The organism is Hymenobacter volaticus (assembly GCF_022921055.1).
Taxonomy (GTDB): Bacteria; Bacteroidota; Bacteroidia; order Cytophagales; family Hymenobacteraceae; genus Hymenobacter; species Hymenobacter volaticus.
On the sequence record NZ_CP095061.1, the window covers coordinates 204,410 to 218,578 of the forward strand.

Here is a 14,169-nt window from a genome sequence, read left to right on the forward strand (position 1 = left end):
ATAAAAAAGGCCTGGAACCACCGTTCCAGGCCTTTTTTTGCATAAGCCGCTGTATATTAATACGAAGGGCCTTTGTCGGTTTCAACGAGCTTCTCTTCGGCATCGGCGTATTCTTCTACCGAGGTGCAAGAGCAAATCAAGTTCCGGTCGCCGTAAGCCGAGTCGATACGCGAAACGCTAGGCCAGAACTTGGCGGCGCGCACGTAGTCGGTGGGGTATACGGCTTGCTCGCGGCTGTAAGGACGCGTCCATTCTTCTGTGAGGACAACAGCGGCCGTGTGAGGCGCGTGCTTGAGCAAGTTGTCTTTAGCATCGGCCCGACCGGCTTCCACTTCAGCAATTTCTTTGCGGATTGAAATCATGGCTTCAATGAAGCGGTCCAGCTCCTCCTTGCTTTCCGACTCGGTAGGCTCTACCATCAGCGTGCCTGCCACCGGGAACGAAACGGTAGGGGCATGGAAACCATAGTCCATTAAGCGCTTGGCAATGTCTTCTACCTCGATGCCCGCTTTCTTGAACTGCCGACAATCCAGAATCATTTCGTGGGCGCAACGGCCATTGGCGCCAGTGTACAGCACAGGATAATGCCCTTCTAGCTTGGCCTTGATGTAGTTGGCGTTCAAGATGGCAACGCGAGTAGCTTCTGTGAGACCTTCGCCACCCATCATGCTGATGTAGGCGTAAGAGATGGGCAGAATGCTAGCAGAACCCCAAGGTGCTGCGGATACTGCGCCCGCTGTGCGGCCGTCGGCGTCCACCACAACGTGGCCCGGTAGATACGGAACCAAGTCGGCAACTACGCCGATAGGGCCTACGCCGGGTCCACCGCCGCCGTGCGGGATGCAGAACGTTTTGTGCAGGTTCAGGTGGCACACGTCGGCCCCGATGGTAGCAGGCGAAGTAAGACCTACTTGGGCGTTCATGTTGGCACCGTCCATATACACACGGCCGCCGTGCTGGTGAATCGTCTCGCAGATGTCGATGATGGTTTCCTCGTACACGCCGTGCGTGCTGGGGTACGTCACCATCAGGCAGCTTAGCTTGTCGGCGTATTGCGCGGCTTTGGCTTTGAGGTCCTCCACGTCAATTTCACCGGCCTCACTGCTCTTCACCACCACTACTTGCATACCGGCCATAACGGCCGAAGCGGGGTTGGTGCCGTGGGCCGAAGCCGGAATCAGAGCAATATTGCGGTGTTGGTCGCCGCGGGCGTCATGGTAGCCTTTGATAGCTAACAAACCCGCGTATTCGCCCTGGGCACCCGAGTTGGGCTGCAAGCTCATGGCCGCGAAGCCAGTCACTTCGCACAACCATTGCTCTAGGTCCTGGAAGATTTGAGTGTAGCCTTTGGCCTGTTCGCGCGGGGCGAAGGGGTGCAAGCCACCAATTTCCGGCCACGTCACCGGAATCATTTCGGCGGTGGCGTTCAGCTTCATGGTGCACGAGCCCAGCGGAATCATGGAGTGGGCCAAGCTCAAGTCTTTGTTTTCGAGGTGCTTCATGTAGCGCAGCATCTCGTGCTCGGAGTGGTGCGTATTGAAGACCGGGTGCGTCAGGTAGTGGCTGGTGCGCAGCAACGACTCAGGCCAGTTCAATGAAATTTCGGTGGGTAGAGCCACGGCCTTCACCTCCTTGCCAAGCACCTTGGCAAACACGGCCACGATGTCGGCTACGTCTTCAATTTCGGTATTCTGGTGCAGCGAAATGCCTACGCGCGGCGTGCCGTGCTCCTCGAAGTAACGGAAGTTGATACCCGCCGCCTCAGCTTCTGTGCGGATAGCAGCTTGCAACTCCTGGCTTTCTAGCTTGATATCGAGTGTGTCGAAGTAGAACTCGTTGCGCTGATCGAGGCCCAGGGCTTTCAACTCCTGCTCTAGTACCTGCGTCAGGGCGTGCACGTTGGTGGCAAACTGCTTGATGCGCTGCGGCCCGTGGTAGACAGCATACATACCCGCTAGCACCGACAATAGTACTTGCGCGGTGCAGATGTTACTGGTAGCCTTTTCGCGACGGATATGCTGCTCCCGGGTTTGCAAGGCCATGCGGTACGCCTTGTTGCCGGCCGCGTCGATGCTCTGGCCGATAATACGGCCAGGAATCACGCGCTTGAACTGGTCTTTGGTTGATAGGAAACCCGCGTGCGGTCCGCCGTAGCCCATAGGCACGCCAAAGCGCTGCGAGTTGCCCACGCAGGCGTCGGCTCCCATCTCACCGGGAGGGGTGAGCAGGGTGAGAGACAACAGGTCCGTGGCGACGGTCACGAACAAGTTGCTGTCGTGGGCCTTGGAAATAAAGTCGGTGTAGTCGTATACAGCGCCATCGGCGGCGGGGTACTGTAGGATGGCGCCGAACAGCGACTCGTCGGTGAGGTCGGCCGTGCGGTGGTCTCCTACTACTAGCTCGATGCCGAGCGGCGTAGCGCGGGTGCGCAATACGTCAATGGTTTGGGGTAGCACTTGCTCCGAGACGAAGTAACGGGTAGCGTTCTTCTTCTTGGTCAGCGAGTGGAACATATGCAACGTCTCGGCGGCGGCAGTGCCTTCGTCGAGCAAGCTGGCGTTGGCAATTTCCAGGCCCGTCAGGTCAATAATCATCGTCTGATAATTGATCAGTGCTTCGAGGCGGCCCTGCGCAATTTCGGCTTGGTATGGAGTGTAGGCGGTATACCAGCCCGGGTTCTCCATGATGTTGCGCTGGATAACGCTCGGCAATTGGGTGTCATGATAGCCCAACCCGATGTAATTTTTGAAGATGCGGTTCTGGCTAGCAATGCCTTTGAACTTCGCCAAAAAAGCCCGCTCCGTGAGGGCTGCGGGCAGGTTCAGCGGCTGCTTCAGGCGAATAGCGGCCGGCACCGTCTCGTCGATGAGCTGGTCGAGCGAATCGACGCCAATGACGCGCAGCATGTCGGCTACAGCGGCAGAATCAGGTCCGTTATGACGGTCAATAAATACGTCGGCGGCCTTGGGTTGGAGCAACATACAGAATATTGAGTAGTAGAATGAAGGTATCAGGACAGACCCCAACAAAGGTAACTTGAAAAAAGTAACCCGAATTGCTTGATTCCTAAAACCATTAACTCCTTAAAAGTTTGGGGCGGCCCGATGAATGTTATTTCACCGGGCCGCCCTGCACCTGTTTAGCTGGAAAAGGCACCAAAGAATGCTGGTCTATCTGGTGCTTTTAAACTAGATAATGCCGCACCTGCATGCCGAGCGTTGACTAGCTAGTGTGGTTGCTTCATACCAGAGCAACTTGTGTCAGAAATGCTTCCTCTGGCACCCTCCTGTCGGAATATCTCGCATGCTGACGTTACATAAGGAATTGTCATGCTGAGCGCAGCCGAAGCATCTCGCGTGCTGATGTCTGGTTACTAATCTGGTGTCAGCACGCGAGATGCTTCGACTGCGCTCAGCATGACGGTCTTAGTAGGTTGCTTTAGTGTTTCAACCATCTTAGCCTAGCACCTTACTAGAAGTGCAGCATCAGCTGTGGAAAGGAATTAGTCGTAATTCTTAGCTATAGATTATTTCAGATCAAGCGGGACGACCGACCACCGTCATTGTTTGAGCACTTTGACTGTCGTTTGCTGGCCGTCGGTTGTGCGTACGCGCACGAGGTACAAGCCAGGCTTCAGGTTGAGGCCACCGTTGAAGTCGTCGCGGCGCTGACCTTGTTCCACCACTTGGCCAGCCGAGTTGTAGATCATGTACGTGAACTGGCCGGCGGTTTTGATGTGGATGGCGCTGGTGGTTGGGTTGGGGTATACGTCCACGCCAATCCGGTTGAGGCTGCCGGTGCGCGTACCGAGCGGACCGTTGTTGGTGCTGTCGGCTAGCACAATGTTGGGCCGGGGAGCCGGTGCCATATCGGTGCCTAGGTAGAAGCTGGTATGGGGCGGCTGATTGTACGCCGAGTTTTCGTGCGCCACTGCCAACCGGTACTGCGAGTCGTGCATAAGCGTGTAGATGCGCTCCGTGGTTGGTGAGGTGGTCGAGTACAGCAACAAGCTTTGGTTGTCGCGTGCGCGCAGCAGAATTTCTTCGCGCCAGTCGCCCAATATGTCGGCTGTGATACAGGGGTTAGCCTTCGTAGTGTTGTTGGTTTGAGCGTCGCCGTCAGTTACTGTGCTCGGGGTGAGCAAGCGGGTAAGGCTGTTGGTAGCCGGATTCCATTTCTCGAGGCGTACGGTGGCCACGTTGGTGGTAGCATTGTAGCCGGCATCGAGCAATTCGCGCGACAAGTCACCGTCCCACCACACGGCAAAGTTGATAGTCGGTTTCGACGTGCTGATTTGGGTGCCCGTACAAGTGTAGAGGCCACCTGTCGAACCCCACATTTCATAACCGCGGTGGTTGGGGTCCACATCGGCGGCAAGTCCGCGGCCAATGTCGCCGGTGCCTGGTACGCCCCACAGCGGCTGACCGGTAAGGGCGTCGCGGCATTCGAGGGCGTAAACGCCATACTGAGAAGGAGTTTCATGAGGTTGCCATACTTCCTGGCCCGGACGGTCGGGGTTCATGTCGCTCATGTGCAGTGCATCGCCGTGGCCAAGGCCGTTGACATACAGGCCAGTACCGTTGTCGCGGATTGCGCTAGAGCCGTTCACTATTTCGTCGCGGCCGTTACCATCCACGTCGCCTACGGTGAGTTGGTGGTTGCCCTGGCCCGCGTAAGCGCCATTACCGGGCGTGTCGCTGTCGAAAATCCAGCGCTGCGTGAGTTGGCCATTGCGCCAGTCCCATGCCACGCGCACCAGCCGCGTGTAGTAGCCGCGGCCCATGATCAGGCTCGGCCGAACGCCATCCAGATACGCCACCGTCGAAACGAAGCGGTCCACTCGGTTGCCGTAATTATCACCCCACGACGTGACGGCGCCACGGGCCGGCAAATACGGAGTAGTAGCCATAGCCGCACCAGTGCGGCCATTGAAAATCGTCAGGAACTCGGGACCAGCCAAGACATAACCAGCGGTGTTGCGATAATCGGCATTGGCATCGCCAATGACCACTCCCCGGCCGTCGATGGTGCCATCAGCCGTTTTGCAGGCTACTTCCGCTTTGCCATCACTGTCGAGGTCATACACCATCAGCTGGGTGTAATGAGCACCGGCCCGAATGTTGCGGCCCAGGTCGATGCGCCACAGGCGGGTGCCGTTGAGTCGGTAAGCATCTAGGTACACGTTGCCGGTATAGCCCGACTGCGAGTTGTCTTTGGCGTTGGAAGGGTCCCACTTCAACACGATTTCGTACTCGCCGTCCCCGTCTAGGTCGCCTACGCTACAGTCGTTGGCCGAATAGGTGTAAGCCACTCCGTCGGGGTAGTGCCACCGGCGGGCTGCTGGATAGGAATGCGCTGGTACAACTGCTGCCACACGCTGGCCGCTGCCGAAGCAGATTGCTCTACTCCGTTTAGTACCGACCGGACGATGTAGGTGCCATTGGCGTCGGTGTCATCGGTGATGTTGGTAGCACCCGTGATGGGAGTGGCGTTGATTTTAGTGGTGCCGCGGTACACGTTGAAGGCAATGGTTGCCGGATCGGTACCGAACAGGCGCCACCCGACATACACTTCATTAGGAGAAGTCCGGATGGCCACTACGCTTCGGTTGAGTTTTTCCATGCGCCGCTGCGCCTGCGCAACTCCAACGCTGCCTAGCAAAACAAACAACAGAGCTAGCCTACTGAAAAAGGCGAGCATCCAGCGTTGCCGGATGCCATGGGGTGATCTAAAAATTGGTGCTGCGTAGACCGTCTGATTCATAGAATTGATGGGATTGGTAGGTAGGAACTTGCTATTATCAATAAAGCAAGTACCAGTGCCGCAACCATCCTGTGCTCTACTGGCTAAGACGCTATACCATAATCATGTACGCTGAAGTAAGAGTGTAGCTGCGCAACTGCTTACGACGCCTGAAGCGGGGCGGCTGCAAACTCCGCTGTTAAAGCAGTTGAGCACGACAGCAGGCTCGCGAAAACCAATAGATTTGGGGTGGATTCCCCACCCACCCAAGTACATCTTATGAACTCTGTCACCATCGGCCTGATCTGCGAAGGCAAGAACCCGCCCGACAAACGAGTGCCCCTCACGCCCAAGAAATGCGTGGAAGCAGAAGCGCAGTACCCGGGCCTGCGCATTGTAGTGCAGGAGAGTCCGCACCGCTGCTTTTCCGACCAGGAATACCGCGACCTAGGGCTGGAAGTACGAGCTGATGTAGCAGAATGCGACATTCTGATGGGCGTGAAAGAAGTGCCCGTCGGCCAACTGATTCCCAACAAAACCTACCTGTTCTTTTCGCATACGGTAAAGAAACAGCCCGCCAACCGGGAGTTGCTGCGGGCTATAATCCATCACAACATCACTCTAATCGACTACGAGTTGATGACCAACCAGGAAGGCGGAGAGCGAATAGTAGCGTTTGGCCGATGGGCCGGCATTGTAGGTGCTTACAACGGACTGCTTACGTACGGTCGTAAGCATGGGCTCTATAGCCTCAAGCCGGCTTACCAGTGCGTTGATATGGAGGATATGCAGGAAGAGTTTTTCAAGGTGAAACGCCTGCCGCCCATCAAAATGGTAGTTACGGGCTCGGGGCGCGTGGCCCAGGGGGCACTGGAGGTGTTGGATTTGATGGGCTTGCGACGGGTAAGCGTTTACGACTATCTGTACCAAGACTTCAACGAACCCGTCTACACCCAGCTACGCAGCTCCGACTATAACCGCCGCCGCGACGGCCGCGTGTGGGATACGCCTGATTTTCACCGCAACCCGCATGAGTACGAATCCACTTTCGGCACCTTCCTGCCGGTCACAGACCTGCTGATTGCTTGTGCCTATTGGCATCCGGCAGCGCCAAAGCTGTTCACTGAACAAGACACCCAACGCCCGGATTTTCGCATCAACACCATCGCCGACGTTACCTGCGACGTGAATGGCTCAGTACCCACCACCAAACGGAGCAGCAGCATTCCAGATCCAGTGTTCGACTACAACTGCCGCACCGGTGAGTTGGAGCCCGCGTACTCTAATCCGTCCAACATCACCATTATGGCCGTCGACAATTTGCCTTGCGAACTGCCACGCAATGCCAGCCGTGACTTCAGCCGTCAGCTCATCGATAACGTGCTACCCCATTTACTTGGCAAGCCCGGCCAAGACAAAGTGGTAGAACGGGCAACCATTGCGCGCAATGGCCAGCTCCTACCGCGCTATCACTACCTCAGCGACTATGTAGCCGAGCATCAGCCAGCTTAGGTTGATATTAAAAAGACTCCGCTTTTTCTGCAATCGACTTACAGCAAAACAGCTTTCAGCGGCTACATCGAGCTGCTGAAAGCTGTTTCATTATTCTCGAGATTAGGCAAAGCGAACTGATAGCCCAGCGGGCGTAGCCTAAACGCCCCGCAGCACTGGGTAGCGGGCCTGTACTAGCATGTAGAGTCCGTAGGCCATGAGGCCTAATGCCACAATGCCTAGCACAGCGGGGCCCATAGTAGCAAGTAAATCAAACGCTTCGTCGGTGGTCCCAGTCTGCGAAGCGCTGGACTGCCGGCCGGCCTGCACAAAAAAGTAGCCGATAATACCCATTACAATACCTCGCGCCGTGTAGCCTACTTGGCCCGTGCGGTACACAATGTTTTGCTGGTTGGCGGGTAGGTCGCTGGAGTTTACGTGCTTATAAAACTTGCCAGAGTAGGCATTGATGATTTGGTAGATGCCAGCCCCAATAATGATTAATCCTACTGCAATAATAATCCAGTCGCCACCGGGCCAGCTGAGTACTTTGGCTGTAAGAGTCTGCTGGCTGTTGCCACCGTCGCTGGCGCTGCCCTTAAATGCTAGCTGCGCCGCAAACCAAGCCAAGCTAGCATAAAGTAGACCGCTACCTGCGTAACCTATCCGTCGTCCTATACCCTTGGCCCCTGAGCCTTTATTCTCAGTGTCGCGGACGGCTTGCACAAAGCGCCAGATGATATAACCGAGCAAGCCAAGTGCAATAAAACCAAGCAACACCGAGCCACCCGGTACATCTTGTAAAGTTTGGACGGCTTGCTTTTTGTCGGCAGTTTGACCACCGCGCTGACCAGTGGCGGCTAGCAGCGCCAGCAGGCCCATAAGCAGATACACTAGACCTTTGGCAGCAAAACCAAAACGTGCTAGCGCCCGGATACCCGACGAAGGGGAAGTAGGAACAGCAGAGGAAAGAGAGTTAGCAACAGTCATAGTGTGGAGTCTAGGTGGTGGGTAGAACATCCGTACGCAGAAAGCTGCTCCGTTGTTGAAATTAGAGGGCGGGCGGGCGCGGCTGAGTAGGTGATCCAGTGACCCGGCCCAAGGCTCCCGTCGGACGATAGACACTCGCCCCTCGTTGTAACAACGGCAGGTTCATGGGAAGATCCAGGGTAAGGATGGGTTTGCCTTTTGCAACGGGATGGTTTAGCAACCGGTCAATGTTGCCATTGGCAGTCATGTAAGGCACGAAAAACTGATCGGCTAAGTCGGCTACTATTAGGTTCCGGATTTCCGCGGTTTCATCGGTGATGGTCCGCACGTTGCTTTCAAAAGGAGTAAGAAACAGCAAGCGGCCAGCTTCTATCTCGGTTCCATACTCAAAGCGAAGGTTGGGTTGGATACCACGACCCAGAACGTAGATGATAGGCTGCTGAGGACCCTGCAGTAAATAACGAAAGACAGCCTGTTCTAGCTTGGAATGAAACCCCGACAAGATACAAGTACGATCATAGCGTTGCTCAAGCGCCCACACGTAAGTTGGCCGTTCAATAGCTTCTGGGTACTGGCGCGAGCAGAAAAAAGCAGTTTTGGGCTGCCTTAGTAGAGCTGGATTACCCAGGGTGCGTAATTCCTCTGGATTAATGCTCATAAGATGAAAACAAAGAAGGCAATTTTAGTAAATGTAGGTAGATAATAATAATTATAATGCATATATGAAAAATTATGCTCGCCGCTTACTATACTTAAAGATTTAGATCTTGGAATAAAGGATTCGGGTTTTAAAGCAAATGCCTCGGACATTGCTGTCCAAGGCATTTGCTCTTAACTTGAAAACACTTCAGTGCTTAAAAAGTGCGCTTGAACCACGCTTTAATGTCTTCAACTGCCTCACCTGTTTTATGTTGTAGACTGCCAAACCATTCGTCTTGCTTGCCTTCCTCATACGTGAGGTCATCGTCGGTGAGGCCGCCCCATTTCTGCTTGGCTTGGCCTTTGATTTCATTCCAGTTACCGCGTGCACGCAATTCGGTGCTGTCGTCGATGCCGTTGTTATTAGCGTCCATAGAAGGTGGGTATTTTGTGGAGGATACACAGATATACGGTTTGGGCGTAAGCTCGACCGAAAAAAACGGATATTATTTGTTTTGATCCTCTATATCAAAGGTTTACAGTAGGTCCGCTGCCAGTAAATAAAATCGGGCCACAGGGGTGCTGGCCGCTTGAATATCCCTCACAAGCTGGTTTCTTTAGGTTGTTATTTACTGCGTTTAAATCTGCTGGCTCCAAAGAAGCCGCTTTTACTTTATCTGCCTTGATTTCAACTATTTATTATGGATGATCTGCGTACAACCCTGGCCACTTTCTCGCCTGAGGACCGCAAGGATTTCGCGCAGTTTATTCAGCGTCAGAAGCGCAAACAGAAAGGCCGGATGGACTTGCGACTCTACGAGTTGTTGTTGCATCCCAAAGAATACACAACACCACAGATGCTAGCTCGTCTTTACCCCGACGAACCCAACGCCACGGCGTACTACGCCCTGCGTAAGCGCCTTTTGCGTCACCTCACCGACTATCTTTTGCTGCGCCAGCGTCACCACGACCCTACGGCAGCTTCCTCGGTTCGCGGTTTGCTCACGTTAGCGCAGTATTTATTTGAGGCGGGGGTGCTACGACTGGCTTGGGCTACCTTGCGCAAGGCTGAGAAGCTAGCGCGCCTCAACGAGCAGTATGAACTGCTTAACACAGTTTATAACCTGCAGATTGCTCACGCCGGCAACGAATTCGCCGACCCGCTGGAAGAAATTATTCGGTGCCGCCACCTCAACAAAAAAGCTGCCGACGAAGAAGAGCGCGCTGGCATTGCCGACAGCCTGATCCGGCAGCGCCTGCGTCAAGCCCGCGTGAAAGGCCGAGCCGGTGAAGCTTTCGATGGGATTTTGCAGGATGTATTACGCGAGTATGATTTGCAAGAAGCGTTTGCGCGCCGCCCCGCCGTGCTCTACCGCCTAATGTCCATTGCCCGCAACGCCATGCTAGTGCGCCGGGACTTTGCTTCGTTTACACCCTTCGTGCTGCGCTGCTACCACCTGATGGAAAAGCGCCACGGCTTTCAGCCCGCGCACCGCTATTACCAAGTAGGGTTGCTGTACATGATTGCGCACGCCCTCTACCGGGTGCGACGCTTCGAGGAATCGGTGCGGTATCTGGAACTGCTACGGGGCGCTTTAACGCAGGAAGGGGGCGCAAGTTACCAGGCCGAGTGGCTGCCGCGCCACACGTTTCTGCTGGCGGCCAACTATGCTTTTCTGCGCCGCAACGCCGAAAGTATTCAACTGCTAGAGAATGCCTTACGCCCGTCTACCAATACCCTCTCTCCCCGCGACCAGCTTACGGCGCGCCTCGGGCTGGCCTTCCATTATTTCGCGGAGGGCAAATTCACCAAAACCAACCAAGCGCTTATCAACATTGGCCGCTCCGACCACTGGTGCGAGCAGGAAATGGGTTTGGAGTGGCTGATCAACAAAAACATCGGCGAGATGCTGGCTCAATTTGAGATGGGCAATTCCGATTTGGCTTTGAACCGGCTACGGTCTATCGAGCGGCTAGTGCGGGAGCGAAGCGGCGTCGAGGATGGCGGACCATACGCCTACGTGCTCAGCTACCTAACTCTGGTGCGCCAAATTATCGATAATCCGGAGGCGATGCAGCAACCAGAGTTTGCCAGTCAGGTAGAGAAAATGCCGGAGTCATTGCCCCTACAGCGCGAAGACTTACAAGCACTTAGCTTTTACGCTTGGTTGCAAGCCCGCATAATGCGCCGACCCTACTACGAGGTACTACTAGAATTTGCCGATGTACCCGCGGAAGCTGACCTGAAGAAATAATTCTACGGTGCTTAGCCGTAGACTGGCGTGAAATAGAAAAGGCCGCACAGCAAATCCGGTATAACCAGATATTACTGTGCGGCCTTTTCTGCTTGGGTGCTGCTATTCTTCCCGAGCAGCCTTGTTTACTTCAGCCTTAGCTTCGGCAGCAGCTTTATCGATTTTTGCATCGGCCTTGTTGGCAGCGGCTTCGGTAGCATTGGCCGCTTTTTCAGCACCGGCTTCTATCTTTTGGCCTGCTTTTTCGCCCGCGTTGTCGATGGCCGTGCCGGCATTCTCGGCGGCAGCTTCGGTGTTAGCAGCTGCTTTGTCTACTGCATTTTCGGTGGCGTTGGCGGCGTTATTTGCTTCCGCAGAAGCAGCGTCGCCAGCGTTTTCGGCAGCAGCTTCCGTGTTATCAGCGGCGGCTTCAGCATTTTCTTTGCCGGTTTGAGTGCAAGAGGTAGCGGCAAAGGCAACGGCAGCAGCTACGAACAAAGTTTTAACAGACATTTTCATGATCGAGGAAACAATAAATGGTGGTTGGGAAACTCGACTGTTAATCAGCATCTGGTAGAAAGGTAACCCAACAGTATTAGCGCATTTCAACAAAGCAAAAAGCTTGAGCAGCAACGCAACGGAAGGCTACCTCAAGCTATTTTAGTTGGTGCACGTGTAGCCTCCATGCAGTATGCTAAGGCAGTGATTCTCTTCCACTATAAGGGAGAAGTTGCTGGCAGTTGCTGTACAGGCTGCGCCAGAGCTAGAGGCCTGAACTCAACTTTTCCTAACGGGAGTAAGTATAGGAAAGCAAGCTCTCCCGCTCACTGACTTTTATCATCATGGACTCCACTGCTTCTACCCCCCAGACGCCCGCCACACCCAATGTGCCGCTCGACGTCACTGATCAGCAGAACACTGCTTTGCTCGAAGACACGCTCAATTTGCTCAATGCTGGCGTACCCGATCAGCGTGACCAACACGGCTTAGCTGAGATAGAGCGGTGGGAAGCAGTGCTACAAGCTTCTGAGCGGCCTGGCTTGGCCAAGATTATTCAGGAGCTTGCTACCCTGCGCGAACAACTAACGGCTCCTGACACAGAAACCCACGACCTAGCAGAAACCATAGCCACATTGGGCGCCGAAACAGCAAAAGTAGCCGACGATCCTAACGCCGATTATTCGGCGCCGCTTGGCCACCTAAGCAAAGTGCTTATTAAGATGGGCTCTTCGCTCTCACGCTAAACTACTTATCAAAAAAAGCGCCCCGGCCAATCAGGTCGGGGCGCTTTCGTTTGTGACATCTTTGAAGCTGCCTTTTGGCTGTGGGCACAGCGGGGAGTTGTGTTGGAATCACGGGGTCAAGCTTTACTGTGCCTGAATAGTAGCCTACCTTTGCGGGCCCTTATTCTGGGTTGCCCGCCTATGTCTGCTTCTTCTGCCCTCGACGATTTCACTTTCTACGACCCGTTCGACGGTATGCGCTTCGGGCCGGAACAATGTTTTCTGTGTGGCACGCCAACTACGCCCGCCGACTTTGTACCCGTCTTCGCCAATTGGTTGATGAGTCGTTACAACTTGCACAGTCGGCAAATTAAGTTGCTCGACCTCAGCATTGTAACGTATCAGGATCTGCGCATTCCTTGCTGCCCGCGCTGCCGTACCAAGCACGTTGAGCCACTAGAAACACAAGTAGAAGCTGCTGCTGGTAAAGGTGTTGAAGCGCTAAGAAGCTTAGACGATAAGACCTTGTATTTGTGGTTAGGCAAGATGTTCTACGGGGTGCTCGTAAAGGAGCTACTGAACGAGCTCGAGCCGCTAGCAGTGCCGCAATATCCGCTCGCCGAAAATGCCCGAATGCTACGTCGGTTTCAGGCGTTTTTCCAGTGCTTTCAAGCATTGCGCGTACCCGTTGAGTTCGAGGACTTCACACCAGCTTCTATTTTCGTGCTAGAAGTTGATGCCACTCAAGACGATATGCCTTTTGAGTACGACGACGACCTAAGTACTCTAGCCTTCAGCATCAAACTCGACAATGCAGTTATCACGGCCTGCCTCGTCGACAACGGTATCATCCAGCAAGCCATGCGCCGCGTGTATCAGGATGCCAACCGACCTCTGCATCCAGTGCAAGTAGCTGAGTTTAAAGCACGTGTTTACTACGCCGCCTACATTCTGAACGTAGTGCCCGATTATTTCCCGCGTAGCCGCAAGCCCGGTGCAACCCATATAGAAATGGACACCCTAATCGACGACATCACCGGCGACATTTTCAACCCTTGGGAAAATGCAGCCTACGGACAGTCGTTGTTGGAAATGTGGAAACGGTGGAATATTCCGCTGGCAGAGATCATGCAGGATCCTGAACAACCGCTTTCCTTCCTATACGAAGCGGATGGGGAACCCCGGCAGCTTACGCGCTACCCAGAGGAAAACCAAGGAAACAAAAAATAAGAGGAGGGAGGCAAGTGGCGGCTAGCTAGCCTGCCATATTTGCTTGGGAGTAATCTTGCTTAGCTTGATTTTACTCCAGCGGCCTTCCAGGCCCGCTTTGCATTCCCGTTCATTTACCAGCACATCCACGCAATGGCGGTGGCGACGGTTCATCGTGTCATGAATGATGTAGTCACCATCGAGGGCCTCGGAGATGCCCCGGACTTGTACTGTCTCGCCGTAGCGGAAGGGGCCACCCCAGCCTTCTAGCAGGTCGCGAGACACGGCCAGCCAGCGGGTGCGGCTCGAATGGCGGGTTGGAATGATGGAACCGTCAGCGGTTTCCATCGGAGCGTCATCGGTTTGGCCTGGTTCAGGCCAGTAAGTAGTTGCCGTAACGGTATACGACAAAGTTTTGGGGAGCTTTTTAACAGCTGGTACGGGAACGGCAACCGCCACCGCACGGGGGCTTAAACTAGCTACAGTGGAGGGAAGAGCTAGTGCAGGGGAAGAAATAGTACGAGGAGGGAAGAGGAAGGTAAGAAGGAATAGCGCAATAGACATGGCCTTTGGGTTCGTGTACTCTCACTTGGCCCGGAGAGGATGGACAGCCGGCCCGACTCGGCTTCAGGGATGGGCAT

At 54.6% G+C, this 14,169-nt stretch carries 12 protein-coding genes; 4 read left to right on the plus strand and 8 right to left on the minus strand.

All coding sequences use genetic code 11. The features are described 5' to 3' along the window. Nucleotides 1-56: 56 nt before the first annotated feature. The 3 genes from gcvP to MUN86_RS31010 all read right to left on the minus strand — a co-directional run bounded on the left by gcvP (nt 57) and on the right by MUN86_RS31010 (nt 5,763). A complete protein-coding gene (gene gcvP / locus MUN86_RS00855) occupies nt 57-2,981 on the minus strand; it encodes an aminomethyl-transferring glycine dehydrogenase (protein WP_245120694.1) in 2,925 nt (974 codons plus the stop codon). 578 nt (nt 2,982-3,559) lie between these two features. After that, on the minus strand, nt 3,560-5,311 hold the full coding sequence (locus MUN86_RS00865; protein WP_280640568.1) for a rhamnogalacturonan lyase family protein: 1,752 nt from the start codon (nt 5,309-5,311) through the stop codon (nt 3,560-3,562). Next, the gene (locus MUN86_RS31010; RefSeq protein WP_280640569.1) at nt 5,275-5,763 is read right to left on the minus strand and encodes a rhamnogalacturonan endolyase family protein; all 489 of its coding nucleotides are present in this window, start codon (nt 5,761-5,763) and stop codon (nt 5,275-5,277) included. Before MUN86_RS31010 ends, MUN86_RS00865 begins: the two co-directional genes overlap by 37 nt. A gap of 258 nt (nt 5,764-6,021) precedes the next feature. On the opposite strand from MUN86_RS31010, the gene MUN86_RS00870 reads away from it, so the two are divergent. Further along, a complete protein-coding gene (locus MUN86_RS00870) occupies nt 6,022-7,254 on the plus strand; it encodes an NAD(P)-dependent oxidoreductase (protein ID WP_245120696.1) in 1,233 nt (410 codons plus the stop codon). A gap of 138 nt (nt 7,255-7,392) precedes the next feature. Here MUN86_RS00870 and MUN86_RS00875 read toward each other — a convergent pair whose 3' ends face one another. The 3 genes from MUN86_RS00875 to MUN86_RS00885 all read right to left on the minus strand — a co-directional run bounded on the left by MUN86_RS00875 (nt 7,393) and on the right by MUN86_RS00885 (nt 9,296). After that, nucleotides 7,393-8,223 carry a DUF1206 domain-containing protein gene (locus tag MUN86_RS00875; protein ID WP_245120698.1) on the minus strand — a complete coding sequence of 277 codons (831 nt, stop codon included), beginning with the start codon at nt 8,221-8,223 and terminating at the stop codon, nt 7,393-7,395. Between the two features lie 61 nt (nt 8,224-8,284). Beyond that, nucleotides 8,285-8,881, minus strand: a complete 597-nt coding sequence (locus MUN86_RS00880; protein ID WP_245120700.1) for a hypothetical protein — start codon at nt 8,879-8,881, stop codon at nt 8,285-8,287. Between the two features lie 196 nt (nt 8,882-9,077). After that, a complete protein-coding gene (locus tag MUN86_RS00885; protein WP_245120702.1) occupies nt 9,078-9,296 on the minus strand; it encodes a CsbD family protein in 219 nt (72 codons plus the stop codon). A 267-nt stretch (nt 9,297-9,563) separates the two neighbouring features. Here MUN86_RS00885 and MUN86_RS00890 point away from each other — a divergent pair, with 267 nt between their 5' ends. Then, on the plus strand, nt 9,564-11,117 hold the full coding sequence (locus MUN86_RS00890) for a hypothetical protein (protein WP_245120704.1): 1,554 nt from the start codon (nt 9,564-9,566) through the stop codon (nt 11,115-11,117). Between the two features lie 102 nt (nt 11,118-11,219). Here the strand turns inward: MUN86_RS00890 and MUN86_RS00895 are convergent, their stop codons facing one another. Further along, on the minus strand, nt 11,220-11,615 hold the full coding sequence (locus MUN86_RS00895; protein WP_245120706.1) for a hypothetical protein: 396 nt from the start codon (nt 11,613-11,615) through the stop codon (nt 11,220-11,222). A 323-nt stretch (nt 11,616-11,938) separates the two neighbouring features. Here MUN86_RS00895 and MUN86_RS00900 point away from each other — a divergent pair, with 323 nt between their 5' ends. Further along, complete coding sequence (locus MUN86_RS00900) at nt 11,939-12,340, plus strand: hypothetical protein (RefSeq protein ID WP_245120708.1); 402 nt, start codon at nt 11,939-11,941, stop codon at nt 12,338-12,340. Between the two features lie 180 nt (nt 12,341-12,520). Next, a complete protein-coding gene (locus MUN86_RS00905) occupies nt 12,521-13,549 on the plus strand; it encodes a hypothetical protein (protein WP_245120710.1) in 1,029 nt (342 codons plus the stop codon). 21 nt (nt 13,550-13,570) lie between these two features. Here the strand turns inward: MUN86_RS00905 and MUN86_RS00910 are convergent, their stop codons facing one another. Further along, nucleotides 13,571-14,092 carry an RlpA-like double-psi beta-barrel domain-containing protein gene (locus MUN86_RS00910; RefSeq protein ID WP_245120712.1) on the minus strand — a complete coding sequence of 174 codons (522 nt, stop codon included), beginning with the start codon at nt 14,090-14,092 and terminating at the stop codon, nt 13,571-13,573. Nucleotides 14,093-14,169 lie beyond the last annotated feature (77 nt).

Coding starts and splice junctions, on each gene's coding strand:
- MUN86_RS00905 (WP_245120710.1), top strand. CDS start 12,521: ATGTCTGCTTCTTCTGCCCTCGACGATTTCACTTTCTACGACCCGTTC.
- MUN86_RS31010 (WP_280640569.1), bottom strand. CDS start 5,763: ATGAATCAGACGGTCTACGCAGCACCAATTTTTAGATCACCCCATGGC.
- MUN86_RS00875 (WP_245120698.1), bottom strand. CDS start 8,223: ATGACTGTTGCTAACTCTCTTTCCTCTGCTGTTCCTACTTCCCCTTCG.
- MUN86_RS00910 (WP_245120712.1), bottom strand. CDS start 14,092: ATGTCTATTGCGCTATTCCTTCTTACCTTCCTCTTCCCTCCTCGTACT.
- MUN86_RS00885 (WP_245120702.1), bottom strand. CDS start 9,296: ATGGACGCTAATAACAACGGCATCGACGACAGCACCGAATTGCGTGCA.
- MUN86_RS00880 (WP_245120700.1), bottom strand. CDS start 8,881: ATGAGCATTAATCCAGAGGAATTACGCACCCTGGGTAATCCAGCTCTA.
- MUN86_RS00895 (WP_245120706.1), bottom strand. CDS start 11,615: ATGAAAATGTCTGTTAAAACTTTGTTCGTAGCTGCTGCCGTTGCCTTT.
- MUN86_RS00890 (WP_245120704.1), top strand. CDS start 9,564: ATGGATGATCTGCGTACAACCCTGGCCACTTTCTCGCCTGAGGACCGC.
- gcvP (WP_245120694.1), bottom strand. CDS start 2,981: ATGTTGCTCCAACCCAAGGCCGCCGACGTATTTATTGACCGTCATAAC.
- MUN86_RS00870 (WP_245120696.1), top strand. CDS start 6,022: ATGAACTCTGTCACCATCGGCCTGATCTGCGAAGGCAAGAACCCGCCC.
- MUN86_RS00900 (WP_245120708.1), top strand. CDS start 11,939: ATGGACTCCACTGCTTCTACCCCCCAGACGCCCGCCACACCCAATGTG.